Source organism: Gardnerella sp. 2492 (assembly GCF_050320365.1).
Taxonomy (GTDB): domain Bacteria; phylum Actinomycetota; class Actinomycetes; order Actinomycetales; family Bifidobacteriaceae; genus Bifidobacterium.
This window is the reverse complement of the sequence record NZ_CP186952.1, coordinates 1453197-1479185: the sequence shown is the minus strand read 5'-3', so window position 1 is coordinate 1479185 and position 25989 is coordinate 1453197. Positions and strand designations below refer to the sequence as shown.

Here is a 25989-nt window from a genome sequence, read left to right as displayed (position 1 = left end):
ATCAAAATGAAGATTTTTGCCATTTACGGCAATTTTCTTCACCAACGCAACCCGGAACGTAAACAAACCCAACAGTCAGCCAAACTGCAAAATAGCCGATCACTGCAAATTCGCGGGCGATTGGCTACTATCACAGAAAGCATGTTGCGTTAATATTTTTACCAAGCTTAAAATTGCTCAGCACATTTCAACAAACCAGCGCAAGCCAAGCACAAGCCAGAGCATTCCTACAATCAGCGTCACATACTCACATAGACACAGTGTAAAGCGAGTAGAAGTAAGCCTTCTGATTCATAAGATCCTCAAAGCTTCCGCGCTCAATAAGCTCGCCGCTTTTCATCACAAGAATCTCATCATATTGCTTAAGTGAATTAGCATCCAAACGGTGAGTTACAACAAGTCGAAGAATTCCTTGCAAATCCAAAATAGACTGCGTTACGTTCGCGCTTGTCTCATTATCTAGCGCGCTCGTTGCCTCATCAACCAGCAGAATCTCGGACTTTTTAAGCAAGCTTCGCGCAATAGCAATACGCTGCTTTTCGCCGCCAGAAAGATGACTACCGTTCTCGCCGCACTGATAATCCTTGCCTTTAGCAGCAATCAAATCATCCAAACCAGCCAAGTGAATCACGCGATCCACTTCCGCGTCCGGGAACGGCTTAAAAAGCGTAATATTATCTAAAATCGAAGCATCAAACATAAACACAGACTGCTGCATAAGAGTCGTCTTATCGTAAAGCGAACTCTTGCTCACATTGCTAAGCTCGTGATTATTCAGCTGCACGCTACCCTTATAATCCTTGTAGTAGCACATAAGCAGATTAATCAAACTACTCTTACCAGCACCAGAAGGCCCTACTATCGCGTAAGATTTTCCAGCTTGCAAACTAAGACTTACATTTTTCAAAACTTTACGATCCGCATCATAAGCATACGAAACATCTCGCAAAACAACACTTTTAATCGAATCGTCAATTTTCTCGCCAGAATCTTCCTTAGCGTTACTCATATAATCAGCCATCTTACTAATAAGCTTCTTAGCACCCTTCATCTCGCCAAGCATTTGCGGAATACTTGCAATAGGCTGAAGCACACCATTCATCAAATTAGTGAAAGCTAAAACCATGCCAGCAGTAATAACACCAACGTGAGCGTTAACCATCCAAGCGCCAACAAGCATCACGCCAAGCTGAGTTCCAAGACTTGAAATCGTTCCAAGAGCAGAAACAGTAGTCATCGTTTTTTCGCGAAGATTCTTCGTATGCTCAAGCTCCTTCGACTGATTCTGATAACGGTTAATAACCTCCTGCTCCGCCTTAAAACTCTTAATAACCGAAACGCCGTTCAAAACATCCTTCGTCAGGGCCGTATAAGACTCATTCGACTTAGAAACCTGCTCCTCGCGAGTGGCAATTCCGCTAGCTGTAAGAATCGAGCACACCATAGGAAGCACAGAAATAATAAGAGCAATAACAGTGAGAAGCGGACTGTAGTAAATCATAAGAGCTAGCGAGCTTACAAGCATAAGAACGTCTTGGACAAAATCAAAAATCTTCTTCAAATACTTTTCTTGAATACGCTCACAATCATTAGTAAGCACAGAAAGATACGTGCCGGAATTAGCAAGCGAAAAATCACTATAACTCTTCTTTAAAAGCTTCTTAATAACAGACTCTTTATACTGATTCATTGCTTTTTCAAGAAAGCGAGGGTACGCGCTGCGCTTCAACGCGAAAATCAGAGAGATTGCCAGCATAAAGGAAACGACAAGCAGCAAAATAGTAGTTAAAGAGAAGGATCCTTTACCTGCCATATAGTCGAAAATAATTTGCAAAATCCAGGAAATAGCAGTGTAAATCATAGACAGGGCAATAAAAACTATCATCGAAAGAAAAGCTACAAGCTTGTTTTCCTTGAAAAATAGTTTTACGTAATTTTTTACGTCGTGATGCAGTTTGGATGATTGCTGATTTGCGGACGATTGCTGATTCGCTGTGTTGTCAATTTTGCTCATTCTCACTACCTCTCACTTCCTTTATATCTATACTATTTCTACTATCTCTTCTCTAATAGCATTTTCGCAGTTAGCATCTTCATAAGCTATTTGCTTATTCACTCGCTACAAAGCATTGAAAGATACACTATCATACTTATCCTGATTGGTCATGCTTATCTACTTGACAACACATATAAATGCTTAAACACACTTATACGTAATGCTTGCTGGAAATAATAAGCATAGAGTTTTAAAAAAAAAACAAATTAAAACACTGATTCCATATGTAATATCAGCATAAACGTATCAAATGCGCAAGCAAATCGTAAAGTGTAAATAACCAAACCACATTTAACCAAATCCCAAAGTAGCCAATCGCTGCAAATTCGCAACGATTGGCCACTAGAGAATCATATTTTCTTGCATCATGTCCTGTCTTTTATAAAACCGCAGCACTCAATTTCTGAAAGCTCAATAAAACCAGCAGACTTATAAAAAGCAATAGTTTTTTCAGTACAATCCGTGGTCAATTGAATTTGACGAACATTAGGATAATAATCCACAATCGCCTTTAACAATGCAGACCCTATCCCCTGGCGTTGATACTCCGGCAAAACAAGAATATCCTGAATAAGAACAACCGTATACCCGTCGCCAACAGCCCTAACAATGCCAACTAGCTCATCATTTTTATACGCAGCTAAAACCTTGAGCGAATTGTTAAAACCATTTTCCAGAGCGACTAAATCATCTGTGTACGCAGACCAACCAACGGAATCATACAGCTTTGGAATATCTTTGCTATCATACTTTTTGTACTCTTTGATTTGCGCATCTGCTAAATTCATTTACAATAACATCTCCAAATACTGTAAAATCAACGTTCAAACCCTAAATTTTTTATCGTAATCACTCAGTATATCAAGTTACTTATCCCGCCTTTTAACATAAGCTTTTAATGCACCAAATATTAGCGCGCATCTGTGTACTACGATAGCACTTTTACCGAAATTGAAATTATTGAGATTTCAATCTCATTCAATGAGAAAACTCACTCGGATTGAAAATCCACTGAACTTCCAACGTGAGTTTCGTAAGCGAGCGCGTAATCAGCGCGAGCACCAACTGCACTAGTGTCCCAAAACAGACAGAATCAGACACTCGCGCAGAAAAGGAATACATATAAAGAACTAGCAGACACAAATCAAATTTGACAAACACAAATCCATTCGCTATAGTCTTCACTTATCACCATTTCGACGAGTAAAGGAGTGCACATGTATCATACAAATATGATGACAAATTGTTGTTGTAACGTATGCTGTTGCGCATTTCTTAATCGAAATGATGTTTGCAAGCACTAAGTATGCATAACATCTAGCATGTGTTAAAAGCATTTACGTTAAAACACAGCAAATTACGATCCAAGAAACAGCGCGCTGTTTCTTTTTTTATGCCAAAAATCGAATGTAAAACGTTAAAAGATAACAATTTAACGCGAATTAAATATTAAAACGAATAAATGGCATCTTTAGAAACAACTAATAAAACAGTAATCGCTTTATTAATAAAAATTATTTTTAAAAATTAAAACAAAACAGAAACAAAACAAAACAAACAAACAAGTAAGGGGAAATATTATGTCTAATATCTACAAGTCCGTGCAAGAACTCGTAGGAAACACTCCACTTCTGGAGCTTACACACATTGAAAAAGAGTACAATCTAGCAGCAAAAATCCTCGTAAAACTCGAATATTTCAACCCAGCAGGCTCTGTAAAAGACCGCATCGCAAAGCAAATGATTGAAGAAGCAGAAGCCGCAGGAACAATTAAACCAGACTCAGTAATTGTTGAGCCAACTTCCGGAAATACTGGCATTGGCCTTTCAATGATTGCGCAAACAAAAGGATACAAAAGCATTATTGTAATGCCAGAAAGCATGTCTATTGAACGCCGAAAACTTATGAAAGCATACGGCTCCGAACTCGTGCTCACACCTGCTGCAGAAGGAATGAAAGGCGCAATTGCAAAAGCGAAGGAAATCGTTGAAAACACACCAAACGCGTGGACTCCAGGACAGTTTACCAACCAAGCAAATGTGCATGCACACTACAACACAACCGGTCCAGAAATTTGGCAGGACACTGACGGAAACGTGGATATTCTTATTGCAGGCGTTGGAACAGGCGGCACAATCACCGGTACAGGAACATATTTAAAAGAGCAAAATCCGAAGCTTGAAGTAATCGCAGTAGAACCAGCCGACTCCCCTGTGCTCGCAGGCGGCAAGCCAGGAGCGCACAAGATTCAAGGAATCGGCGCAGGATTCGTGCCGGATGTGCTCAACCAAAACATTTATGATCGCATTGTTCACGTAACGAATGAAGACGCAATCGAAAACGGCAAGCTTATAAGCAAAAAAGAAGGCGTCCTCGTTGGTATTTCTTCCGGAGCTGCAATTTGGACAGCAATCCAAGAAGCAAAAAGAGAAGAAAACAGTGGCAAAACCATCGTTGCAATACTTCCAGATTCAGGAGATAGATACTTGTCTACCGCATTATTTGAAGACTAATTACATTTAGGAGCACTATTTTAAATACGCAAGTTTTGATTAAATAATAAAAGAATAATAAATAACATTATTAGATAATGATCAAAACTATAAAATAAAAAAAAATAGCAAAAATAACGGGAGAAATGTATGAATGATCGCCTTGATCTTATAAATCAACTAAACTCAATTCACGATTCAGACATAAGGCAAGCTACATTCATACCTAATTACCGAAATATTATTGCGCTCATACATGCGACTCAGGTGTTACTTTTACCTGAGTTGCATGTGCGCAATGAAAGCAACGAAACTACACAACTCAACGCTAGTTTGAGCACTAACGCTAGTTTGAATAACGTTACTTCAAACGCGTTAGACACTATAGAACGCATCATATTACACGAACTTCAATGCTACACAAGCAACACAATTAAAATTCGAGAAATTTGCGATCAATTTATAAATACTCTTCCTACAATTAAAAAGTTACTTTTAACAGATATTCAAGCCATATACGAAGGCGATCCCGCTTGCACAAGCAAAGTAGAAGTCACGCTCGCATACCCTGGTTTTTATGCAATGCTTATTCACCGCACAGCGCACGCACTCTACGAACTTAACGTACCGCTAATTCCTAGACTTATGAGCGAATACGCGCACAGAAAAACTGGAATCGACATTCATCCAGGAGCAAAAATTGGCGCATATTTCTGCATTGATCACGGAACTGGCATTGTAATCGGCGAAACAACTGTAATCGGCGAGCATGTTAAGCTTTACCAAGGCGTAACGCTGGGTGCGAAAAGTTTTGCGCTAGACGATTGCGGAAATCCTGTAAAAGGCGGAAAGCGGCATCCGAATATTGGCGATAACGTAGTAATTTACGCAAACGCAACAATTTTAGGCGGAGAAACCACAATTGGTAGCGGAAGTGTAATCGCAGCAAATGCGTGGATTAACCGCAGCATTCCTGCAAACACAACCTACCACTTCCCTAAAGCCTAATACACGATTAAAATACAAACTCCACTTATACAGCTTCTACTACTTCTACTATTTATTATCTAATAGCATTTTCGTTTCAGATTTGCTGATTCACTCGCCACCAAGCTTTGAAAGCTGCACTGGTTCGTGATCCTTGCCCATCTTAAACTTAAGACCTGCACGCTGCCACATACGGTATTCTCCAACCGCAGTAAAGAGAACATCCGTGGAAGAATTAAGAGCAGTTTCGCAAGAATCCTGAATAACGCCAATAATAAGACCAATTGCAACTACTTGCATAGCGATATCGTTTGAAATACCAAACGACGAGCAGGCAAGAGGTATAAGCAAAAGCGAACCACCTGCAACACCAGAAGCACCTGCAGCAGAAACTGCAGAAAGAACAGAAAGAATCACTGCCGTTGGAATATCAACGTAAATACCAAGCGTGTGAGCAGCACACAAAGACATAATAGAAATCGTTATAGCAGCTCCGCTCATATTAATAGTTGAGCCAAGAGGTATAGAAACCGAATAATTATCTTTGTTGAAACCAAGCTTTTCGCACAAATTCATATTTACAGGAATATTTGCAGCAGAAGAACGCATGAAGAAGGCTGTAACACCTGAATCACGCAAAGTTCTAAAAACAAGCGGATATGGGTTCTTGCGTGTAAGTACAAAAACTAAAAGAGGATTAACAATCAGAGCAACAACAGCCATAGTTCCTACTAACAAAGCAATAACGAAACCATATTCGCTAAAAATACGAAGACCATTACTTGCAACTGTTGTATAAACAAGACCCATAATGCCAAAAGGTGCTGCGTTAATAATCCAGTGAACAATTTTTCCGATAGCAGACGAAACGTTATCGAAGAACGCTTTGGTAGAAGGCTCTGCTAAGCGGAGAGCAACACCGAAAGCAATCGCCCAGAAGAGAATACCAATGAAGTTGCCTTTAACAAGAGCATCTACAGGATTGACGACAATATTTAGCACAAGAGAATTAAGTACTTCACCAATTCCTTGAGGAGACGGAGAAGATGCTGCTGTAACATGCGCAAATGTGAAATCTACAGGAAATATGATAGCTGCACAAACTGCTATAAGACTGGCGCTAAAAGTAGACAGCGCATACAGTCCTATAACAACTTTCATATTACCAACACTTTTTGCCTGAGCAAGCGCACCAATTACTAGACAAAATACCAAAATTGGAGCAACGGATTTAAGCGCACTTACGAAAAGCTTTCCAATAAGATCAAGAACGTAGACGTGAGCTGGCACAAAAATACCAAGCGTTGCACCGAGAAAAAGACCAATTACGATACGCAAAATAAGGTCAATGTTATTCCATTTTTGAACAATCTTGTGCATGAGAGTCTCCTGTATAGTAATTTGTGCAGAATATTTTATACTCTTTTATGTGTATTCACACTTATGCATTCACACTCGTGCGCTCACACTTGCAAGATTTTTATTTTTTACATATTATACACAGCTATGTATTTATATGCAAATCGTCTAATCTGCATGATTTTTATTTGACGACTGCGGCAAAACAACTGCATGCGCGCTGGCAACAGGTAGAGAAATTCTAGCGTTAGACGAACCGACGAGCGGATTAGACTATGCGCATATGCAAGAACTAGCACAGATATTATCAAAACTTAAGTCTATGAATACAACAATTGTTGTAGTAACTCACGATAGTGAACTATACATGCATGTTGCACAAGATTGATTCATATGTAAAGTTAACTCTCGAAATGCATAGAATTTATTTATCTTGAAACACATACTATAATCTCCTCAAAAGGGGGTATGAATATGAATATAAACGCAGATACGCTCGTTTCTATTTCCGAAGCAAATCAGAATTTTTCTAAAGTTACACACATTGTTGACGTATACGGTTCAGCTATTATTTTAAAAAATAATGCTCCTCGCTACATAATTTTAGAATTTCCAAAATCTCAAGATGAAGAAATTTCTATTCCAAACAATGATGAAGTCATGTCTTTATCTTACATATTTATTAAAAAGAATAAAAACATTTATAAGAACCTATCTAAATGAAGTATTTAACACGAAATAATGCGTGCATGCTTTTAAACGATAAGGAATGTGTTATAGCAAAAAGTTTTAAAATTGACTTGAACGCATTGTCATATTACAGTTGTTCCAATTTACCTAGCTTTATCTCTTCTAACGTAAATAACTGCGAGAATCTTAACTCATAGACATCAATTAGATACCCTTATCAAAACCGCTACAACATACTTAATTTCTAGCGTAACTAGTGTTTGGCAACTGAGGCAAAACAGCCAGCAAACCGACAGTAAAAATCAGCGCTAGTATAGGCAAAAGCTGCCATTGGAACGTAGACGAGAATGCAAATCCAATCCAAGAACCAGTAGTAGCACCAATCGCAAACGCGAGGCGCGCCCAACCAGAGAACTTAGCGAGCGTACTTCCTTTAAACAGAATCTGACGCGCAACAATAATCGGCTCCACTAGCAACATTCCGCCAATCGCTTGAAGGAATAATGCGAAGCACATTATTGGCAAAAGATTAATAAACATAAGGCAATAAGCAAGCAAGCTCACAACAATTCCTAAAACCGCTATTTTTCTTAAACCGAGTTTTTGAGACGAATGCGCATATAAAACGGACGCGAGCACGCTTCCTACGCCAGTGAAAATATACAGCATTGTTAAAGATTGAGAGCCATATTGCTTACCAATACCAAGAAGAATATAGGAAACAGAGCATGCAGGAATAAAAGCAACCAAAAGAGATCCAGCAAGAAGCATGATTTTACTCTTGAGATGAGGATTTGTAGATTGCTTAGATGTAGATTTGTTAGTCACATCATTTGCTTGCGATTCTTGCGATTCTTGCGATTCATTCTCTACATCTTGCGACGCTTCCTCTTCTACGCAAGATGCTTGCGCAATGTCTTGTTTCATAATAAATCGCGTAGCACAAGCCGCAAAAGAAGTCACGGACGAGAAAATCAAAACCGCAGGAATCGACCAGCTTGCAATCCAAGATCCTAATGGAGAGCCAAGCAAGGTTCCTGTAATACTCGCCAAAATACTCACAATGCCGCTGTAGTTGACAATCATGCTGTCATCACCACCTGCAGCATCAACCTCGAAAACTTCGCTAGCAATATCAATCACTTGACCAGTAATCAACAACGCACAAGAAAGAGCAACAAGCGACCACTTCCACGCAGGAGAGCCAAACATAAGAAGCGGTAGTAAACTGAGCACGCCTTCTACACCTTCGGTCATAGCAAGAGCGCGAAAACCGCCAAGCTTATCAACAATCCAACCAGAGCATGGCGAAAGAAAATCGGCAACCGTCATGAAAGTCTTACGAAAACCAATCACCCAAGCAGGCAAGCCCACAATAATAATAGAAGGCAAAACCGAGCCTTCATACGCTTGATTGCCGAGCATAGAAAAACAGAAGCCAACCAGAGCCCATCGCAATGCAGGACTAATAGATCTCATGCGAATAAAAATATTATTCTTACTAAAAATTGACTTCACAGCAACCATCTCTCCCCTAAAACTCTTTCCAAACAATGCAAACTTGCATGCAAGACTACATAACTACTTACACGCAGGCTTACATGCAAACTTACATAACTACCTTCAAATCGCTATCAAACTTAAATAATTCACTACAAACTACACAAATCCAATAGCTTATTTGACAAATTTAATAACACAATACTCTCGTTTAAAAAAAAAGCAAAAATTGCATTATATCTTAGCGAATATCACACTATTATGTATGTTTTGGTGTTTTTTACCACATAATTCTACGCATTTAGTAACACTCAGCATAAAAACAACACTCTCCACGTACGTAGAACCCTTTGCTTAAAGAAGAAGAAAACAGTCTTACAGAATCTTACGCAGCTACTGCGGTTCTTCTCCGTGGGTGCCACTTGATAACGAGAACAATATTGGTAAGCACAATACCAACAACTACGCTCACCCATGCCAAACCCGGTGTAAGAAGCCAAGCGAGAACACCGAAAATCAGCAGTCGAAGCAATACAACAATAACTAAGAAAGGCCAACTTTTTGTTAGGCATTTCTGTTGATCAGCCTTCAATGCGCCCATCAGAATCATAATCGCAGACGCCGCGCAAGAAAATAGCATATTGCCCAAGAATATGACGAGTAGCGTGCTCCAGCCAGCGATAGTACAAAGCATCCACCATTGCAGCATCAATGCAAGCAAAAATGTAACAACAGCATATACTGCTTCCATCAGCATATTCGCAACGATTAACGATGAGAATGTTAGAGACGTACCTCTAGGAGTGTCTGTTTTACCTTCGCTCGCATGCTGTAATGCAATCATGTTTCTCGCCTCGGCGCGCTTTACGCGCTCTTCTTCAAGCATTTGAACGCCAAGCTCAACCGATTTCTTTGAAGCTTCCTGTAATTGCGCATCCGTCATACCTGGCTGCCAAGGCTTTTCTAAAACAAACATCAACACACTAGTGATCGCTGCGCCAATAATAATGCTTAGCAGCGTAGTATTTGAAACAAGCAATAAAGCAATACCAGAAGTCACCAACAGCCTGAGCACAAAATCGATGATTCCGATAAGCAAATCGCCAGACCCGTCATCTGGTCTACGATGCCTATCCCACTGCAGATACGCTGTGCTTAACAGGGAAAACACCACAACACTCAGCACGAGTATGACCACCGTCTCCCAACCTAGTACGCGGTGGCCTACGAACTGCTGTACAAGCAACGCAATAATAAGCGTGCAAATGCCAGCAACAGTTTCTGTAATCACATGACCCAAAAAAGCATGCTTGAAAAGAACTGGCCTTACATTCGTCTCACTCATCATCTTTCCTCTATATATTAATCCAATACCTTCTTGTTGTAACGTTTCCTCTTGATAAGCTATTTTTCACTTTGTTTTCTAAAATTCCACCATTATTTTCTATAACTCGTATCGAGCCAATATTGTCATCATCGCATGTAATCAAAATTTTATGTAGATTCAAAGTCTCTTTACAATATGTAAGTGCCATAGAAAGCATTTTTGTTCCATAGCCCTTCATACATTCAGATTGTCTAACTTCGTACCCTATGTGACCACCATAGTTAATTAAAAAAGAATTTAATTCATGCCTAATATTAATTTCACCAATAAATTTTTCATTATCTATCAACCAAAATGTAGTAGCTCTAACATAATTTTCAGGCAAATTTATACCATGTTCATAGTTATAAGAACTCTCTATAATTGTCTCAGGGTGTATAAAACGTCTTTCTGCATTCGGCCTAAAAATTTCATCTTCTTCATTTGCTTCTATATAACCTTGGATATATTTACTATCTGGTCTAATTAATTTCATGAGTTCCCCTTATTCTTAATATGCAATTCTAATAAGAATGCAATTCTATTAAAATTAGAATCCGTACCAGGCTGTTTAGCCTTAATAGTATTACCATTTAAAAAAAACCACACATACAAGCTTTATTAAAGAAAAATTTTTTTATTTTTTTCAAGTGCACACTATGGATACTGGGTGCACTTTTTAACGATAGGAAAGGCTATAGTTAAAAGGGTTAAGATTGACTTGGTAACTTGATTCTTGAGTGCAAAATATCACTATTTCTTCTTATAACCTACAGCAACATTACCTGCTATCAATACCTGGTACTTTAAGAACATCAGAGCCTGGCTTGTCTTTTAAATCAAATTCTCCATGGAAAGATCTCTCGCTATAATAGCGGGATTCATTAATATCTTTCATCTGAAATTATATGCTCTATTCCACTATGCTCCGATTTAAGATATTCTTTCATAAATGTCGGGTAAGCCTTGCACTTATCAAGCTCATCTATAGGTAACCAATGCATTGTCTCTTTAGCACCTGACTCTGTAGTGCTTTGGCTCGTAAAATCTCTTTTTCCCATGGGCTTCATCATGTAGTAGAATGTCAGCTCATGGAAGTCTACTCCTTTTAACCCAGAGTTGCCGATGAATAAGTTCTCGTGTATGACGGCAAGGTGATCGACCTCGTAATTAAGACCTGTCTCTTCAAATACTTCTCTCTTAACGGCTTCTTCTGACGTCTCGCCCATGTGAACCGCTCCGCCAACTGAGTAGAAATAGTCGTCATCATCATTTCTTGCAAATAGCACACAACCTTCTTCAACTATGATGGCTGCTGCTCTATATCTAAATGCTTTTTTATCGTTAATAAATCCGCAATTATGTTCCATAGTTTATTCCTTTAGAAAATCTGGTAAATATTTGTGTATAATCCCTTCTTGCGATAAATTCATTGTATCCATCGATAAAACATATTAATGTACGAAAATTAAAACTTATTGCTTACAGTTCACCATATACGACTTAGCGCATGTTAAAAACAAATGGGAGTCACGAATTACCATCACAAACTATGCCTTTTAACATTTAGTCCTTACAACCACATTTCTAAACAAAGCCAATCGTCGTACTAATATCCCGCCAATCGTCGGAATGAAAATTCGCCAATCGTCGGAACAGAATTCCGCCAATCGTCGGAAAATGATGATAGAATTCATATTATCAGCAGAAAATACGAGCAGACTTAATTAAAAAACAGGGTGACAGAGTTGAAAAAATATAGGAAAAGAATTGCCGACGATATTTTGAAAAGAAAGCTAGAAGGCAAAGGCGCGGTACTGATTGAAGGGCCGAAATGGTGTGGAAAAACCACTACTGCAGAACAATTTGCAGCAAGCGTTTTATATATGGACAACCCCGAAAAGAAAGAACAGAATATCGCTATGTCGGAACTAAGCCCAAAGCGATTACTGAAGGGAGCTGCCCCAAGATTAATTGACAAATGGCAGCTTGCTCCAAAACTTTGGGATGCAATACGGTTTGAGGTTGATCATCGTAGTGAGCTTGGGCAATTTATACTAACTGGTTCTGCTGTTCCTGCAAACACTACAGAAATTACTCACTCTGGTACTGGGCGCTTCACGTGGCTAACAATGAGACCAATGAGCTTATATGAATCCGGTGATTCCACGGGCGAAGCTAGCTTGGAAAACCTTTTTGCGGGAACTAAAAGTATTGAGGGTGATTCAAACTTAAGTATTGACCGCCTAGCTTTTCTTGTATGCCGTGGAGGATGGCCACAATCGGTGGATATGCGTAATGAAATTGCTTTAGATCAAGCTTTTGATTACTACGATGCTGTTGTACACTCCGACATTAATCGTGCCGACGGCGTACAAAAAGATGCTGAAAAAGTTAAGCGTCTTATGCGCTCATACGCAAGGAATCAAGGAGCACAAGTACCAAATACTGTGCTTTCGCGAGATATTTCTGCTAATGAAGATAAGACAATTAGCGAGGAAACCGTTGCGTCGTACGTTGATGCGCTTCGCAAAATATTTGTTGTAGAAGATATGCCTGCTTGGAATCCAAATCTAAGATCAAAAACTGCCATTCGTTCATCCGATACGCGTTATTATATTGACCCATCTATTGCTGCAGCGGCTTTGGGAATTGGACCAAACGACTTAATAAACGACTTAAATACTTTCGGTTTTCTATTTGAAACACTTTGCATCAGAGATCTGCGAATTTTTGCAGATTCTCTAGGCGGCGAAGTTTACCACTACAGAGATAAAGACGGACAGGAATGCGATGCGGTTATTCATTTAAGAAACGGTAAATACGGTCTTATTGAAATTAAACTCGGAGGCGAAAAGCTCATTGAAGAAGGAGTAAAAAGCCTTAAAGCGATGAAAGAAAAAATCGACACCAGTAAAATGAACGAGCCATCTTTCCTTATGGTTTTAACTGGAACAGGCGATTTTGCGTATTTCCGCAAAGACGGTGTTTGCGTAGTTCCTATCGGCTGCTTAAAAAACTAACACGAAGCCTTTCATGACTACAAACGCTAAACCTTTTAACGATAGCCCTCGCTAACCCCTGCTACACAAGGACAAACTTGCACCCACCTAATCAACCTTTGACATCACCACAACAGTCTCAACGTGAGATTTAGGAAACTTACGAGTATAGCTACACTTTTTTGAGTACACACTATGGATAGTGGGTGCACTTTTTAACGATAGGAAAAGCTATCGTTAAAAGGTTTAAGATTGGCTTAATAACTTGATTCTTGAGTGAAAATATTACTACTTTTCCTTATAACCTATAGCAACATTACCTGTTTTATTAATCCCTGGTACTTTAAGAACACAAGAGCCTGACTTACAAGAGCTTGGCTTGTCTTTTAAATCAAATTTTCCAACTAAAAATAAAGCTTTATACCCTGAACTAGTCAAATTAAACTGTGAGTCAACTAATTTGATGGGCTTATCTCCAAGAGTGACTTTAGACAAATCATAATGAGAATCCAGAATATCTCGTGACACAAAAAGATACAACTCATCCTTATTCATATAGTTTTATGGCATATGAAACTCTTCCCGAGACACCGCTACTGTTTCCCAATGATACGACGCAACTTATTGCAATTTTTTAATTGATTCACTTTCAGACAGTATCCTCATTTGTTCAATAGCTATTGCATTTAATTTCTCCAATCTTTCAGATTGACTCATACCTTCATTTATAAATACCGCATTAAGATTCTCAAGATTAGAAAGGCAAACAAGCTGAGATATATCTGCATAATCTCTAATATTGCCTTTTAAATCCGGATTTTCATTACGCCACTCTTTAGCTGTTATTCCAAATAAAGAAACATTAAGAATATCCGCTTCATTTGCATAAATAAAATTGATTTCTACACCCATTGCTTAACAGATAATATAAAACGGTTAAGTCCTGCTTCATTTTTAATTCCCTCGAATTCGGTGGAATTAAAATTCGTGTTATACATTTCTTCCCAAATACCTAAAAACTCTATCGTATTCTTATTCCTAAGCCACTTTTCAATCAAAGCAGAACCGTTATCAATATTTCTAACCATATCCGTTAAAGAAATATAATCTCTATTGTCAATGGCAATAATACTGATTTCTGAACCTTCATTATTTTAGACACGTAATCACCTCTCAATCATACAATTTCACACATTTAGCAAATCATAGAAAGTACGCTCATCAATAATTTCTATATCTTGCCCCTCAAGTTTAAGCTTTTCTGCTTTCTTATGCTTTGAAGACTTCTCACCTTTAAGAATTGCATTGTAATCATTGTCACCAAGTATCAGATAGTTCGTCTGCTTAGTCACACTATTATCTAAAACACCGCCGAGATTCACTACAATCTGCTGAGCATCTTTGCGAAGCATTTTCTCAAGCTTACCGGTGAAAACCACGTGCCGATTATAGAAAAACCCATCTTTATCAACAACCACTTCAGTAGGCTTAATTGCCTTGATATCTATCCCTTTACCACCGTGACTTCCACTAGCAGGCCATAAATCTTCAATGACTAGATTCTTCTCAGCCATACTTGCTTTTACTGCATCATATAATTCTTTCGTTGATGTACAGTCTGATAAAGCACGGTGTTCATTATTGTGTAATCCTAAGTAGTCAGTTAAATCGGAGAGTCTGTGATGTTTTAGCTCAGGATACAGTTTTCTTGCAAATTGCATCGTATCCATATACTGATTAGACAATTGTTCCTTAAAACCCTCATTCAAAAAACGCATATCAAAAGAAGTATTATGCCCAAGAATAATGTCATCACCTATGAACGAAAGCACAGCCGTTTTCATATCAGAGATAGACGGCATGCCTTCCAGCATGTCATTAGTTATTCCTGTTAATGCTGTAATAAAACCATCTACTTCTATACTCGGTTTAATCAGCTGATCATAACGGTCTACTATCTCATTATTTCTAACTTTTAAGATACCAATCTCGATAATCTCATCATAATAAGCGGATAAGCCTGTCGTCTCAGTATCTAACACACAATAATCATCAATAATCTGCCTAGTATAGTTAGTATTCACGCTATACATAAAATACCCCCAACCCCCCAAAAAACGATTATTATAATCCAATTATAAAGAAGAACTTTACGCTAGCAACTCATATAACAATTTTTCTTAAAACAATATTATCGATATTCCCAAATCACTTAAAACTACAATTTTTCAAAAAATATTCAAACAACCATATACCAATAAATCGCTAACACACTACAAGCAAACACAACATAAACAGGTGGGTGCAGGGTGGGTGCAAAGTGGCGAATCGACTTGCATGGGCGCTTTGACAGAGCTTGAAATTGCATAACGCATTTCAAGCTCCTTCAAAGCGTGATTTGGCTCAAATGTAAAGTCCAGTGGACTTTACATGCCAAATCAGCCGAACGGCTACTAATAGCCGTGAGGAATAACATAATTCGCGAATGCACTTCGATTCGCTGAGCTTACTCAAAGTTGAAAGCACAGTGTGCTTTCAACGCAAGCGAAGTACGTTAACATCCTGTGCACTCGACCCCAGAGCGTTGATATCTTCCCTCATACAGCCAAACTTGAATTTATATATCTATTGTTTTAATAAGTTTGATTGCCCTTGATGACACTAACTCGTCTTGGCTCATTTCCAAAAGGCTCTTTTTATCTACCCACTTATAATTAACCGTTTCTCCTTTTTGAAGAGCAATTGCATTTTTCTTACAATCGGTTACGCATAGATATTCAACATAAAGAGAGTGGTAAACATCCTGAACAAATCTTCCGATCTCCATAATTTTTGAAGCTTCAATACCTGTTTCTTCTTTTAATTCTCTTACTGCACATTCTAATGGTGTTTCATATTGCAATGCAGAACCACCTGCTGTCAACTCCCACATTCCACCGAATTTCTTTTCAAAATCTCTTTGCATAATAAGGTAAGTACCATCTATATGTTTAACAATTACTTCGCCCACCAAATGATACATGCCGTCAGGAATTGGTTCTCCTCTCACTAATGTAATATTCTTTAATTTATTAAATTCTTTATCATACGCATCCCAAATCTCAGCCATAAAACCCTCCATAAGGCCTGATTGTCAATTTCATTAAATATGAATTTTATCTTTCTCCAGTGGATACAAAGCCATTGTTCACTTCTACATAAAGCTTACCAATCTCAATATCCGTGATAAGCACTTGATTAGAATCAGATTCAACCTCACAAACTTCCACATCATGTGGCAAACTCACAACAATTTCAGGCATACCCTGAGTAAACCACCTCAGCCAATTCGAAGCTGAAACTTTTTTAGTTTGAATAAGCCTTATAACATTTTGCGCTTCCTCAACCCTCAATATATCTTGTTCACAGTTAAAAGCTCACACCAAAGGTATCAGCACGTTTCACCGTTAAACGAACATCTTTCGTCTCTGCGATAAACTTCTTATTATCCATTACTTACGTTAATTAGATAAATAAATACATAAATTACAATTGAACTAGTATAGAAATATTCTATTTTTCATATAACATAGTAAAAGTAGTGAATAAATTACGAGGAGGTAATTTGTGAAGAAAAGATATATGTTGAGAAATATTTTTAAAATCAAATATAATTTCCATAATATTGTTTTAATCGTTTTCATTGGACTATTAGCAGGTTTTTTATCAGGATTGTTCGGTGTAGGTGGAGGAATGGTGATAGTTCCTGCATTAACTGTTTTTATGAAATTTGATCAGCGTCATGCTGTTGCTACTTCTCTTGTTGCCATAATTATAACGTCGCTTTGTGGAAGCATTGTTTACGGTTTAAACGGCAAAGTGTCATTTTTATCAGCATTTTTTCTAATAATAGGTTCAGTTTTCGGATCACAAATTGGGGTATATTTTTTACATATTTTGCCTAAAAAAATATTTCCTTGGTGTTTTATACTTTTTGTATTACTAGTTATATGTTCTAGTCAAGTTTGGATTCCGTTAAGAAATGTAGATTTTAATGTTAGTTTTTTAAAAGCTATATGTCTTATATTTATAGGCGTTGTTTCTGGTATTTTTTCAGGTATTTTAGGCGTTGGTGGCGGAGGAATTATAGTGCCATGCGTGCAACTTTTGCTCGGCATGGGAGACCTTATGGCAAGAGGAACTGCTTTGCTTGTCACGCTTCCTACAGTTATAAGTGGTAGTATTGCTAATGCTCGTTACCATTGTACTCATTTTACTGAAGGAATTATTATCGGTATTTTTGCGACATTTACTGTAAACTTAGGCGCAATAATTGCGCGCAGTATTTCACCTTTTATATGCAATATATTGTTTTGTATTTTTTTGTTCAGCGTATGCTTACAAATGATATTAAAAACAGGTATTTTAGCTAAGAATAAGCGTTAAATATGTAAAGTCTTTGACTTTTATTTATTTGAAAAAATAGTTTTGAATATAAAAAGTGGGGCTTAGATTTAAACCCCACGATATAGGAGAATGTTATAAAGTAACTTTTTACAATTATGCCATTTGAGTAACATCTCTTTTTGCTTGTATAAATTTATTATCATGTTTTTTGCATGATAAATAATTACGCAAACTATACTGTATATCCTCACTTCACAAGGTGGGTGCAAAAGGGAAAGAAATGAATTTACACCACTTTTAGGACTTGACCTATTAAATAATTAATAGTTCCATTTTCAATCAATATATAAAGACCGAGTCCAATAAACACGACAGGTACAATTACTTTTTCGTACTTTTCCACAGTCTCTCCGATAGCAGAAATTGAGGCGAGATTTTGAGATAATTTGCATAGAATCAAAATCCCTAAGGCAAATATTACTAAACTTATACCAATCTCAATCAAACTCTTTCCTGTAAAATAGGGGATATAAATTCCTAAATTATCTCCACCCATTGCCACTGTTAAACTTGTAAATGCTAAGATTTTTGATCCATTTCCGGTAATTTTCCCCTCGATATCTTCTTCATCAATATCTTCATCCACAAAAATTGCTCTTATACCAAGACCTAGCGGAATTAGACCAAGGAGTCCGATAATCCAATCTTGTGGAATAAAATTTAAAAAGTAAGCGGCAATAAGACTAGCCAGTACAAGCAGTCCTGTACCTAAATACTGCCCTACATAAATTGATTTCAAACCTTTCTTTCCTTGACTAGCGAATAAAATAGTCAAAACAACTAAGTAGTCAATGGATGTAGAAACAAAAACTAATAAAGCGGATACTATTGTTTCCATTATTCCTCCTTTCAAAATGTTTAATGTTTACAGCCAATCAAAATTGACTGCACACACATTGTTCCTCGGCAGTTGCCAATGGAGACATTTTAAGAAATAACTTCACAATTTTCCCACCTTTCCTTGAAATATTACTTGTGAAATTTACTTAAACTATATGATTTTGTCAAATATGCTGATAGATATCCACGCAAACTGTGAAGATTGAAAATATATAAAATTAGATAGACCAAACATTATTCATCTAAATAAAGCCATTGTTTTCAAAAATCTTATAGTCTATTATTTTATTTTCTTGACAACAAACAAATTGATTCTAAATGGATTGAGAGAACTCCTAGTATAGCTACACTTTTTTGAGTGCACACTATGGATAGTGGGTGCACTTTTTAACGATAGAAAAAGCTATCGCAAAAAGGTTTAATTGCCATTTATAACTTTCTCAATATCTCTTTTCCCATAAAGCACACGAGAAACCATAACCTCATGCTTTTCTTCAAAAACAAAATAAAAAATAAGAAAATTATCACACGCCATGAACCTTAAACTTTTACTTCTCCATGGCTCAAAACTAACCAAACGATGCGCAAGAGGAAACTCATCAAGACTCAATATTGCTTTCTCCAACCTATTTACCTGTCCCTGCGCGTTTTTTAAAGACAGTAAATTAAACGCAATATAAGCATAAATACCGCGCAAGTCTTCTTCAGCCTCACGCGAAATGTGAACCGAGTAAATCATAAGTTAAATTCCTTATGCAAGGACTCAAAAACCTTATCCGCAGGCTTCACATCACCAGATAAAACCGACTTATAACCCTTTTCCAACTCATCATTCAACTCACCTTGAGTCATAGAACTCACATCACGCGGCTCTCTATAACCCAATTTCACATCAAAAGGAAGCCCCTGCTGTAAAACAACCTGCTTATAAAACATAGTAATAGCACTCGAAGGAGGAAGACCCAAAGAATTCAATATATACTCTGCCTGCTCTTTTAACTCCGGATCAATACGAGTATACAAGTTAGCTGTTTTCGCCATATAATAACCCCTTATTTCTTACAATGATTATACAACATTGCATTGGCATTGCAATGTCACTGCATTAACATTAGCATTAGAAAATTACACTTATACGTAATATTAAAAACGCAAAAATTGCATCTAAAATCTCAAAAAATCAACAACAAACTAAAAACCAACAAAATCAAAGCACAAAACTTACATGCAAAAACTATTCATCTTGATATTCAAGCAAAGCATCAGTATCAATCGTTTTAATTTCAAACGTTTTTCTTGTTGAAACACAAAAATTATGCTTAATCATAAGATTTGCAAGCTTCACACCATCAACCAAAATAATATGATGATTGTCAGCATAATCCTTAGCTTTCTGCGAAAACCTAGATGTTGTAACAAAAAGACCATGCCCTTGCTTACCAGCAATTGCACCAACAAAACTCTGAATATCAGGCTGACCAACAACTTTATCTAAAGCCCATTTCTTAGCCTGTATATAAATCAGCGAGAACCCAAGCTGATCCTCCATTATTACACCATCAATTCCATCATCACCAGAAGCAACAGTAGCATGGCTACCATAAGCAATAGCCCCATAACCCATACTGGAAAGAAGATCAACAACAAGTTTTTCAAAAGTATACGGAGAAATCTTCAATACTTCATTCAACAAATCAGAAGCAAGAGTCGCGTTAATCTGCTTATATGCTGATTCAAGTTGATCATCTGGAGTTAAATCATCCTTATTCAAATTAACAGACAAAGAGCTATCAGTATTTTCAGAATGATAAAACTCTACAAATGAAGAAAATTGCTCTAAATATTTTGAATCAATAACTTCTGGATTTTCTTCAACAACTTTCTTTCCAGCATCTGTAATAACAATACTCGCACGTGCTGGGCTGTCAACGAGTCCAGCTTTCTTAAGATAAGTTTTTGCCCAACCAACCCTATTTTTAAAAACACTTTGATTACCACTTGGAAGTTTTTCTTTTAAGTCTTCCTCTGAAAGATTCAACTTATGAGCTAAAGTTGCAATAACTTCTTTGAATGCATGAACTTCACCATCATTTATTACAAACAACAAAGGCTTCATTAGTTCATTGTATTTCGGTAACACCATTGTTAATCTCCCCTTTAAGTCACTTTCAAACGCGAATACAAACTCAATCTAAACTAAACCTAAACTCAATTCTCATTATAAACTGAGCTATGCAATTTCAAGCTCAATCAAAGTGCAGTAAAACAACACTCTCCACGTGGATTGAGAGAATGGGTAGTATAGCTACACTTTTTTGAGTGCCAAGCCACTAATATAATTGTAATCTTGATAATATTATGATACTTTTTTGATAAAAGGAGGTTGATACTATGATTAATATTCGTCCAGTTTCCGATTTAAGAAATAAATTCCCAGAAGTAGAAGAAACAGTTATAAATTCAAATACACCAGTATTCCTTACAAAAAATGGTTATGGGACTATGGTTCTCATGAGCATCAAACAATACTCTGCCCTCACTGACGACATTGAAAGAAAACTCGACGAAGCAGATACTTTTGCCGCAAACACTTCTACACGTCTTTCTAAAGACGACGTCTTTGATAGCGCAAGGAGAAGGATTAATGAGCAAGAACACGTATAAATTAACCTTTCTACCACTATTCAAAGAAGATTTATTAAAAACAGTTGACTATATAACCAATACACTGCAAAATACAAAAGCTGCTCACAGACTTGTTGACGATATAGAATCAGCAATCGATAAACGACTTGAATCACCCCTCTTATTTGCTCCTTACCAATCATCAACAACACGAGAACACCCCTACTACAGGATTAGCGTACGCAACTTTTCTGTTTTTTACGTTGTCGTAGGCGACACTATGGAAGTGCGCAGACTTCTATATTCAAAACGAAATATTGACGCACTACTGGAATAACTATTCCTAATAACTATCATTATTATGCTAACGATTATTAAAAAAGCTATCGTTAAAAGGTTTAAGATTGGCTTAATAGCTTGATTTTAGGCAAGATATCCATTCTCCTCACACCATGTCCATGCAATATTAGATTGTTGGCTGGAAGCCGTGGTGTTCTAATAATGGGCGTAAATTTCAAGTTCAACTTTAAAATTACGCCCAAAATGGTCAACTTGCTTTTTACACGTAAAAGACACACAGAAAAAGAATTGCTCCGTACACTAAATATTTTGCCCTTTATGATTTGATGACATGTATTTTACACACCGCGCTTTCCAATCATCCTCACTAACGCCGCCAAACATCGGAACAAAAACTCGTTAATCGTCGGAATTAAATTCCGCCAATCATCGTACTAATACCCAGCCAATTCGCAAGGAAAACTATTAAACATCGCACTTACGCTTTCAAATTAAACCTTTTAACGATAACCCTCGCTAAACCCTGCTACATAAGGGCAAAAATGCACCCACCTAATCAGCCCTTGACATCAACACGACAGTCTCGACGTGGATTGAGAGAACGGGTAGTATATTTACACTTTTTGAGTGCACACTATGGATAGTGGGTGCACTTTTTAACGATAGAAAAAGCTATCGTTAAAAGGTTTAAGATTGGCTTGATAACACGTTTACATTACAATTCTTCCAGTTGTTTAGTCTGGTCTCTTCCCATGTAAATAACCGCAAGCATTTGGGCTTGCAGCTGTCCACTAAATACCCTTTTCAAAATCATCAAAAATATCCTCTATAGGAATGTAAACGTAAAAATTAAAATTCACCTTTGGAATGCTGCTTGATAACGAAAATAATATCGGTAATCACATGACCCCCCCCCAAAAAAAAGTATAGAAAATATGGCGAGGAAAAGAAATGGTATGGAGCCTCTGTTGACTGCGCTTGAAATAAGAAAATCCACTTCATACGTTGGATTCTTGTAAGACCAGTAGTCTCATATGTGTGAACATAAAAAACATTAAGGTCTTAGAGCAGTAATAGGTATTACGCAAACACCATCATTTCTTTTATAAGCAAAAGGAGCTTTGGCACATAAAACTGCCATAAATGAAGGTTTAGACATGTTTTCAGTATCTATCTTAGATGCTAAATCTTTTAAAGTTTTAACACCTTCTTCTATTAACTTATCTCCACCGAGCTTAATTTCAACTAGACCATAAGACCCATTTCTTAAATGAATTACCGCATCACATTCTAAACCATTCTTATCTCTATAGTGATAAACTGTTCCATCTAAATAGTCCGTATAAATCTTTAAGTCACGAACACATAAATTTTCAAATAAAAATCCCATAGTTTTTAAATCACATAACAAATCTTTAGGTCCAATTCCTAAAGCAGCAGTTGCAATAGACGGGTCTGAAAAATATCTAGTATCCGTTGTACGTATGGACGCTTTAGATCTTAAATTTGGATTCCATGCAGGCGAGTCTTCTATCACGAACATTTTTCTTAGGGCATCAAGATAAGAATAAAGAGTCACTTGATCAAATGTATCCTCTTGATTGACCAACATATCTTGCCTTATCGTTTCTAGTGAGCTTTGCGAGCCAACATGCCTTGCGTAAGATTTAAGTAGTCTTTTTGCTTTTTCTTTATCTCTTTTTACAGAATCCACCCTACTAATATCTGTAGAAACAACGGATTTGTAATAATCTATCGCTTGAAATAAAGACGGTTTTTCGTCTAAACCAATTGCTTTCGGCCATCCACCTCTACATATTAAAAAGGCTATTTTTTCAAGACTAGTTTCATTAATAGCCGAAATATTTTTATCTTCAAATAAATCTCTAAGAGAAACTTCACCGCTTGAGTCTTTTGATTCATACAAACTCATAGGTCGCATCAAAAGCCTGGAGATTCTGCCTATGCCTGTATGCATAGAGTCATCAAATTCATTAGGCACCGCCGAACCCGTTAATATAAATTGGCCAAACTCATCTCTGTTGTCAACCTCATATCGCACTGCATTCCATATATTAGGTGCTATTTGCCATTCATCTATCAGCCTTGGAGTTTCTCCTTCAAGTAGTGTACTAGGAGAAAGTTCTGCCATTTGTTGATATTGTTTCGTCATATCAGGAAGATCCATAGATATAAAACTTTTAGCCTTTTGTTTTGCCGTTGTAGTCTTTCCGCACCATTTAGGCCCTTCAATTAAAATTGCTCCCTTTGCGTCTAATCGTTCTTCTAACAATTTATCTGCAATTCTGGGTAAATACTCCTTCATAATCTCCTCCGATGCTTATTAGTTAGGTAAACTTTATCAGCTATTCAAGTATTTGTCCAGTTTTCATTCAAGTATTTGGCGGACTTTTATTCAAGCATTTGTCCAGTTTTCATTCATGCATTTGGACAATAACTATTCTATAGTTTGCATATTCGGTATAATTCCCAACAAACAACTTCTTAAACGCAGGAACTAAACTGAACGCATAGTAGATGTCATCAAAACGATATCTTGATTCAGTCACGATTTGCAAAGGAGCGCCACTGATTCTGTATGAAATGAGTGGACACTAAGTATATCACATAGTTACGTTCGTATGTAGGAACATATCCACATACTTTTTAACGATAGCATAATGTTATCGTTAAAAAGTATTACCTCGACAAGCTGTGAGTCATCTATTTTTTGATGGTTTTGAAAAAAATAGTAAATATACTCCAAATACAAACTTGATTGCTGCATCAATATATGCAACTAACACCAATGAAATATCAGTAAAAATATAAGCTACAGCAATATTTATAGTACAAATAATCCCCAAATATATCATTGATTTTCCATGCACAAAATAATATGGAAAAAAATGCAAAGCTGTCGCGATTAATGCACCTAGCCAAATTAATCGCCAATTCTCAGTTGCAAAAAAAGGTCCCCCTAAGAAAACCATTAACACGAATAATAAAATAATCGCATACAGAGAAACTTTATCTTGAAATTTACTCGACGAACCGTTGGACAGTTTATTCAACACTTTTTTATTCATATTTATTGAGAAAAAACTGATAACATATCCAATGCAAAATACTTGCATATTGATGATTTGTTTTCCTCCTATTAAAGTTGCCAATGAAATAATCACCGCTACTACAATTAACCATAAACCACAGGCTCTCTTATAATTAAATTCCAACTTTTCATCTTTATTATAATTTAAAAAAAACATAAATACCCCCTAAGATTTCTAATTTCTCTTTGTTTAAAAATTAACCCCGGTATATAATTCCATAACTCTTTGACAAACTTTGCGACAAGTTCATGATCAAGTGCAGTTTCTAAGGTTTCTACATTTTTCCTGAATCTCTTCACCTTGAATTACATCAAAAACCACATTATGGATTGAGAGAACAGGTAGTATAACTACACTTTTTTGAGTGCACATTATGGATAGTGGGTGCACTTTTTAACGATAGAAAAAGCTATCGCAAAAAGGTTTAATTGCCATTTATAACTTTCTCAATATCTCTTTTCCCATAAAGCACACGAGAAACCATAACCTCATGCTTTTCTTCAAAAACAAAATAAAAAATAAGAAAATTATCACACGCCATGAACCTTAAACTTTTACTTCTCCATGGCTCAAAACTAACCAAACGATGCGCAAGAGGAAACTCATCAAGACTCAATATTGCTTTCTCCAACCTATTTACCTGTCCCTGCGCGTTTTTTAAAGACAGTAAATTAAACGCAATATAAGCATAAATACCGCGCAAGTCTTCTTCAGCCTCACGCGAAATGTGAACCGAGTAAATCATAAGTTAAATTCCTTATGCAAGGACTCAAAAACCTTATCCGCAGACTTCACATCACCAGATAAAACCGACTTATAACCCTTCTCCAACTCATCATTCAACTCACCTTGAGTCATAGAACTCACATCACGCGGCTCTCTATAACCCAATTTCACATCAAAAGGAAGCCCCTGCTGTAAAACAACCTGCTTATAAAACATAGTAATAGCACTCGAAGGAGGAAGACCCAAAGAATTCAATATATACTCTGCCTGCTCTTTTAACTCCGGATCAATACGAGTATACAAGTTAGCTGTTTTCGACATACAATCACCCCTTATTTCTTACAATGATTATACAACATTGCATTGGCATTGCAATGGCACTGCATTAACATTAGCATTAGAAAATTACACTTATACGTAATATTAAAAACGCAAAAATTGCATCTAAAATCTCAAAAAATCAACAACAAACTAAAAACCAACAAAA

Annotated in this window: 27 protein-coding genes and 2 pseudogenes; 8 read left to right on the top strand and 21 right to left on the bottom strand. The window is 37.0% G+C overall.

Translation table 11 applies throughout. The annotated features are described in order from the left end of the window. Window positions 1–247 precede the first annotated feature (247 nt). Complete coding sequence (locus tag ACPFYS_RS05980) at window positions 248–2014, bottom strand: ABC transporter ATP-binding protein (RefSeq protein ID WP_427876615.1); 1767 nt, start codon at window positions 2012–2014, stop codon at window positions 248–250. A gap of 407 nt (window positions 2015–2421) precedes the next feature. Continuing rightward, the gene (locus ACPFYS_RS05975; protein ID WP_427876613.1) at window positions 2422–2844 is read right to left on the bottom strand and encodes a GNAT family N-acetyltransferase; all 423 of its coding nucleotides are present in this window, start codon (window positions 2842–2844) and stop codon (window positions 2422–2424) included. A gap of 792 nt (window positions 2845–3636) precedes the next feature. Here ACPFYS_RS05975 and cysK point away from each other — a divergent pair. Beyond that, window positions 3637–4569 (top strand): cysteine synthase A, encoded by a 933-nt coding sequence (gene cysK, locus ACPFYS_RS05970; RefSeq protein ID WP_427876611.1) that lies wholly within the window; start codon window positions 3637–3639, stop codon window positions 4567–4569. Between the two features lie 129 nt (window positions 4570–4698). Next, on the top strand, window positions 4699–5556 hold the full coding sequence (gene epsC / locus ACPFYS_RS05965) for a serine O-acetyltransferase EpsC (protein ID WP_427876609.1): 858 nt from the start codon (window positions 4699–4701) through the stop codon (window positions 5554–5556). A gap of 90 nt (window positions 5557–5646) precedes the next feature. On the opposite strand, the gene sstT is transcribed toward epsC, so the two are convergent. Continuing rightward, complete coding sequence (sstT, locus tag ACPFYS_RS05960) at window positions 5647–6915, bottom strand: serine/threonine transporter SstT (protein ID WP_427876607.1); 1269 nt, start codon at window positions 6913–6915, stop codon at window positions 5647–5649. Window positions 6916–7177: 262 nt separating this feature from the next. On the opposite strand from sstT, the gene ACPFYS_RS05955 reads away from it, so the two are divergent. Beyond that, window positions 7178–7282, top strand: a complete 105-nt coding sequence (locus ACPFYS_RS05955) for a hypothetical protein (protein ID WP_427876605.1) — start codon at window positions 7178–7180, stop codon at window positions 7280–7282. A gap of 86 nt (window positions 7283–7368) precedes the next feature. Then, window positions 7369–7617, top strand: coding sequence for a type II toxin-antitoxin system Phd/YefM family antitoxin (locus ACPFYS_RS05950; RefSeq protein WP_427876604.1), 249 nt, complete (start codon window positions 7369–7371; stop codon window positions 7615–7617). Window positions 7618–7821: 204 nt separating this feature from the next. Here the strand turns inward: ACPFYS_RS05950 and ACPFYS_RS05945 are convergent, their stop codons facing one another. The 4 genes from ACPFYS_RS05945 to ACPFYS_RS05930 form a co-directional block, all read right to left on the bottom strand. After that, window positions 7822–9111 (bottom strand): MFS transporter, encoded by a 1290-nt coding sequence (locus ACPFYS_RS05945; protein ID WP_427876602.1) that lies wholly within the window; start codon window positions 9109–9111, stop codon window positions 7822–7824. Window positions 9112–9469: 358 nt separating this feature from the next. Further along, a complete protein-coding gene (locus ACPFYS_RS05940) occupies window positions 9470–10429 on the bottom strand; it encodes a hypothetical protein (protein ID WP_427876601.1) in 960 nt (319 codons plus the stop codon). A 10-nt stretch (window positions 10430–10439) separates the two neighbouring features. Further along, window positions 10440–10946, bottom strand: coding sequence for a GNAT family N-acetyltransferase (locus ACPFYS_RS05935; RefSeq protein WP_415695539.1), 507 nt, complete (start codon window positions 10944–10946; stop codon window positions 10440–10442). A 388-nt stretch (window positions 10947–11334) separates the two neighbouring features. Beyond that, a complete protein-coding gene (locus ACPFYS_RS05930) occupies window positions 11335–11820 on the bottom strand; it encodes an NUDIX hydrolase (RefSeq protein WP_427876599.1) in 486 nt (161 codons plus the stop codon). A 378-nt stretch (window positions 11821–12198) separates the two neighbouring features. On the opposite strand from ACPFYS_RS05930, the gene ACPFYS_RS05925 reads away from it, so the two are divergent. Continuing rightward, complete coding sequence (locus tag ACPFYS_RS05925; protein ID WP_427876597.1) at window positions 12199–13473, top strand: ATP-binding protein; 1275 nt, start codon at window positions 12199–12201, stop codon at window positions 13471–13473. Window positions 13474–13740: 267 nt separating this feature from the next. Here the strand turns inward: ACPFYS_RS05925 and ACPFYS_RS05920 are convergent. From ACPFYS_RS05920 to ACPFYS_RS05895, 6 genes and pseudogenes are all read right to left on the bottom strand, one after another. Continuing rightward, a pseudogene (locus ACPFYS_RS05920) lies at window positions 13741–14073 on the bottom strand (hypothetical protein); the annotation flags it as partial. Beyond that, on the bottom strand, window positions 14074–14364 hold the full coding sequence (locus tag ACPFYS_RS05915; RefSeq protein WP_427876595.1) for a hypothetical protein: 291 nt from the start codon (window positions 14362–14364) through the stop codon (window positions 14074–14076). Further along, complete coding sequence (locus ACPFYS_RS05910) at window positions 14355–14540, bottom strand: hypothetical protein (RefSeq protein ID WP_427876593.1); 186 nt, start codon at window positions 14538–14540, stop codon at window positions 14355–14357. The genes ACPFYS_RS05915 and ACPFYS_RS05910 overlap by 10 nt, the downstream gene beginning before the upstream one ends. A gap of 99 nt (window positions 14541–14639) precedes the next feature. Then, a complete protein-coding gene (locus ACPFYS_RS05905; protein ID WP_427877682.1) occupies window positions 14640–15545 on the bottom strand; it encodes an exonuclease domain-containing protein in 906 nt (301 codons plus the stop codon). 524 nt (window positions 15546–16069) lie between these two features. After that, window positions 16070–16561 (bottom strand): NUDIX hydrolase, encoded by a 492-nt coding sequence (locus ACPFYS_RS05900; RefSeq protein WP_427876591.1) that lies wholly within the window; start codon window positions 16559–16561, stop codon window positions 16070–16072. Between the two features lie 64 nt (window positions 16562–16625). Continuing rightward, window positions 16626–16944: pseudogene (locus ACPFYS_RS05895) on the bottom strand (hypothetical protein); the annotation flags it as partial. 129 nt (window positions 16945–17073) lie between these two features. Between ACPFYS_RS05895 and ACPFYS_RS05890 the strand changes: the two are divergent. Further along, window positions 17074–17877, top strand: a complete 804-nt coding sequence (locus ACPFYS_RS05890) for a sulfite exporter TauE/SafE family protein (RefSeq protein WP_427877681.1) — start codon at window positions 17074–17076, stop codon at window positions 17875–17877. A gap of 247 nt (window positions 17878–18124) precedes the next feature. On the opposite strand, the gene ACPFYS_RS05885 is transcribed toward ACPFYS_RS05890, so the two are convergent. The 4 genes from ACPFYS_RS05885 to ACPFYS_RS05870 all read right to left on the bottom strand — a co-directional run bounded on the left by ACPFYS_RS05885 (window position 18125) and on the right by ACPFYS_RS05870 (window position 20881). After that, complete coding sequence (locus ACPFYS_RS05885; protein ID WP_427876589.1) at window positions 18125–18736, bottom strand: CadD family cadmium resistance transporter; 612 nt, start codon at window positions 18734–18736, stop codon at window positions 18125–18127. Between the two features lie 420 nt (window positions 18737–19156). Then, on the bottom strand, window positions 19157–19477 hold the full coding sequence (locus tag ACPFYS_RS05880; protein ID WP_427876581.1) for a type II toxin-antitoxin system RelE/ParE family toxin: 321 nt from the start codon (window positions 19475–19477) through the stop codon (window positions 19157–19159). Then, a complete protein-coding gene (locus ACPFYS_RS05875) occupies window positions 19474–19779 on the bottom strand; it encodes a type II toxin-antitoxin system RelB/DinJ family antitoxin (protein WP_427876587.1) in 306 nt (101 codons plus the stop codon). Before ACPFYS_RS05875 ends, ACPFYS_RS05880 begins: the two co-directional genes overlap by 4 nt. Window positions 19780–19972: 193 nt before the next feature. Continuing rightward, complete coding sequence (locus ACPFYS_RS05870; RefSeq protein ID WP_427876585.1) at window positions 19973–20881, bottom strand: restriction endonuclease; 909 nt, start codon at window positions 20879–20881, stop codon at window positions 19973–19975. Between the two features lie 248 nt (window positions 20882–21129). On the opposite strand from ACPFYS_RS05870, the gene ACPFYS_RS05865 reads away from it, so the two are divergent. Together ACPFYS_RS05865 and ACPFYS_RS05860 are read left to right on the top strand one after the other, a co-directional pair. Next, window positions 21130–21402 (top strand): type II toxin-antitoxin system Phd/YefM family antitoxin, encoded by a 273-nt coding sequence (locus ACPFYS_RS05865; RefSeq protein WP_016637256.1) that lies wholly within the window; start codon window positions 21130–21132, stop codon window positions 21400–21402. Next, on the top strand, window positions 21383–21700 hold the full coding sequence (locus ACPFYS_RS05860; protein ID WP_427876574.1) for a type II toxin-antitoxin system RelE/ParE family toxin: 318 nt from the start codon (window positions 21383–21385) through the stop codon (window positions 21698–21700). Before ACPFYS_RS05865 ends, ACPFYS_RS05860 begins: the two co-directional genes overlap by 20 nt. A 1017-nt stretch (window positions 21701–22717) precedes the next feature. Here the strand turns inward: ACPFYS_RS05860 and ACPFYS_RS05855 are convergent. The 4 genes from ACPFYS_RS05855 to ACPFYS_RS05840 all read right to left on the bottom strand — a co-directional run bounded on the left by ACPFYS_RS05855 (window position 22718) and on the right by ACPFYS_RS05840 (window position 25823). Beyond that, entirely contained in the window at window positions 22718–23989 is a 1272-nt protein-coding gene (locus tag ACPFYS_RS05855) for an ATP-binding protein (protein WP_415696780.1), read from the bottom strand. Window positions 23990–24383: 394 nt separating this feature from the next. Further along, the gene (locus ACPFYS_RS05850; RefSeq protein WP_427876583.1) at window positions 24384–24932 is read right to left on the bottom strand and encodes a DUF6609 family protein; all 549 of its coding nucleotides are present in this window, start codon (window positions 24930–24932) and stop codon (window positions 24384–24386) included. Window positions 24933–25200: 268 nt separating this feature from the next. Further along, window positions 25201–25521 carry a type II toxin-antitoxin system RelE/ParE family toxin gene (locus ACPFYS_RS05845; RefSeq protein WP_427876581.1) on the bottom strand — a complete coding sequence of 107 codons (321 nt, stop codon included), beginning with the start codon at window positions 25519–25521 and terminating at the stop codon, window positions 25201–25203. Beyond that, window positions 25518–25823 carry a type II toxin-antitoxin system RelB/DinJ family antitoxin gene (locus ACPFYS_RS05840; protein WP_427876579.1) on the bottom strand — a complete coding sequence of 102 codons (306 nt, stop codon included), beginning with the start codon at window positions 25821–25823 and terminating at the stop codon, window positions 25518–25520. Before ACPFYS_RS05840 ends, ACPFYS_RS05845 begins: the two co-directional genes overlap by 4 nt. Between the last annotated feature and the right edge of the window lie 166 nt (window positions 25824–25989).

What these genes read in the sequence shown, in the direction of transcription:
- ACPFYS_RS05980 (WP_427876615.1), bottom strand. Translation starts at nt 2,014, where the DNA reads ATGAGCAAAATTGACAACACAGCGAATCAGCAATCGTCCGCAAATCAG.
- ACPFYS_RS05975 (WP_427876613.1), bottom strand. Translation starts at nt 2,844, where the DNA reads ATGAATTTAGCAGATGCGCAAATCAAAGAGTACAAAAAGTATGATAGC.
- cysK (WP_427876611.1), top strand. Translation starts at nt 3,637, where the DNA reads ATGTCTAATATCTACAAGTCCGTGCAAGAACTCGTAGGAAACACTCCA.
- epsC (WP_427876609.1), top strand. Translation starts at nt 4,699, where the DNA reads ATGAATGATCGCCTTGATCTTATAAATCAACTAAACTCAATTCACGAT.
- sstT (WP_427876607.1), bottom strand. Translation starts at nt 6,915, where the DNA reads ATGCACAAGATTGTTCAAAAATGGAATAACATTGACCTTATTTTGCGT.
- ACPFYS_RS05955 (WP_427876605.1), top strand. Translation starts at nt 7,178, where the DNA reads ATGCAAGAACTAGCACAGATATTATCAAAACTTAAGTCTATGAATACA.
- ACPFYS_RS05950 (WP_427876604.1), top strand. Translation starts at nt 7,369, where the DNA reads ATGAATATAAACGCAGATACGCTCGTTTCTATTTCCGAAGCAAATCAG.
- ACPFYS_RS05945 (WP_427876602.1), bottom strand. Translation starts at nt 9,111, where the DNA reads ATGGTTGCTGTGAAGTCAATTTTTAGTAAGAATAATATTTTTATTCGC.
- ACPFYS_RS05940 (WP_427876601.1), bottom strand. Translation starts at nt 10,429, where the DNA reads ATGAGTGAGACGAATGTAAGGCCAGTTCTTTTCAAGCATGCTTTTTTG.
- ACPFYS_RS05935 (WP_415695539.1), bottom strand. Translation starts at nt 10,946, where the DNA reads ATGAAATTAATTAGACCAGATAGTAAATATATCCAAGGTTATATAGAA.
- ACPFYS_RS05930 (WP_427876599.1), bottom strand. Translation starts at nt 11,820, where the DNA reads ATGGAACATAATTGCGGATTTATTAACGATAAAAAAGCATTTAGATAT.
- ACPFYS_RS05915 (WP_427876595.1), bottom strand. Translation starts at nt 14,364, where the DNA reads ATGGGTGTAGAAATCAATTTTATTTATGCAAATGAAGCGGATATTCTT.
- ACPFYS_RS05910 (WP_427876593.1), bottom strand. Translation starts at nt 14,540, where the DNA reads ATGGTTAGAAATATTGATAACGGTTCTGCTTTGATTGAAAAGTGGCTT.
- ACPFYS_RS05905 (WP_427877682.1), bottom strand. Translation starts at nt 15,545, where the DNA reads ATGTATAGCGTGAATACTAACTATACTAGGCAGATTATTGATGATTAT.
- ACPFYS_RS05900 (WP_427876591.1), bottom strand. Translation starts at nt 16,561, where the DNA reads ATGGCTGAGATTTGGGATGCGTATGATAAAGAATTTAATAAATTAAAG.
- ACPFYS_RS05890 (WP_427877681.1), top strand. Translation starts at nt 17,074, where the DNA reads ATGTTGAGAAATATTTTTAAAATCAAATATAATTTCCATAATATTGTT.
- ACPFYS_RS05885 (WP_427876589.1), bottom strand. Translation starts at nt 18,736, where the DNA reads ATGGAAACAATAGTATCCGCTTTATTAGTTTTTGTTTCTACATCCATT.
- ACPFYS_RS05880 (WP_427876581.1), bottom strand. Translation starts at nt 19,477, where the DNA reads ATGATTTACTCGGTTCACATTTCGCGTGAGGCTGAAGAAGACTTGCGC.
- ACPFYS_RS05875 (WP_427876587.1), bottom strand. Translation starts at nt 19,779, where the DNA reads ATGGCGAAAACAGCTAACTTGTATACTCGTATTGATCCGGAGTTAAAA.
- ACPFYS_RS05870 (WP_427876585.1), bottom strand. Translation starts at nt 20,881, where the DNA reads ATGGTGTTACCGAAATACAATGAACTAATGAAGCCTTTGTTGTTTGTA.
- ACPFYS_RS05865 (WP_016637256.1), top strand. Translation starts at nt 21,130, where the DNA reads ATGATTAATATTCGTCCAGTTTCCGATTTAAGAAATAAATTCCCAGAA.
- ACPFYS_RS05860 (WP_427876574.1), top strand. Translation starts at nt 21,383, where the DNA reads ATGAGCAAGAACACGTATAAATTAACCTTTCTACCACTATTCAAAGAA.
- ACPFYS_RS05855 (WP_415696780.1), bottom strand. Translation starts at nt 23,989, where the DNA reads ATGAAGGAGTATTTACCCAGAATTGCAGATAAATTGTTAGAAGAACGA.
- ACPFYS_RS05850 (WP_427876583.1), bottom strand. Translation starts at nt 24,932, where the DNA reads ATGTTTTTTTTAAATTATAATAAAGATGAAAAGTTGGAATTTAATTAT.
- ACPFYS_RS05845 (WP_427876581.1), bottom strand. Translation starts at nt 25,521, where the DNA reads ATGATTTACTCGGTTCACATTTCGCGTGAGGCTGAAGAAGACTTGCGC.
- ACPFYS_RS05840 (WP_427876579.1), bottom strand. Translation starts at nt 25,823, where the DNA reads ATGTCGAAAACAGCTAACTTGTATACTCGTATTGATCCGGAGTTAAAA.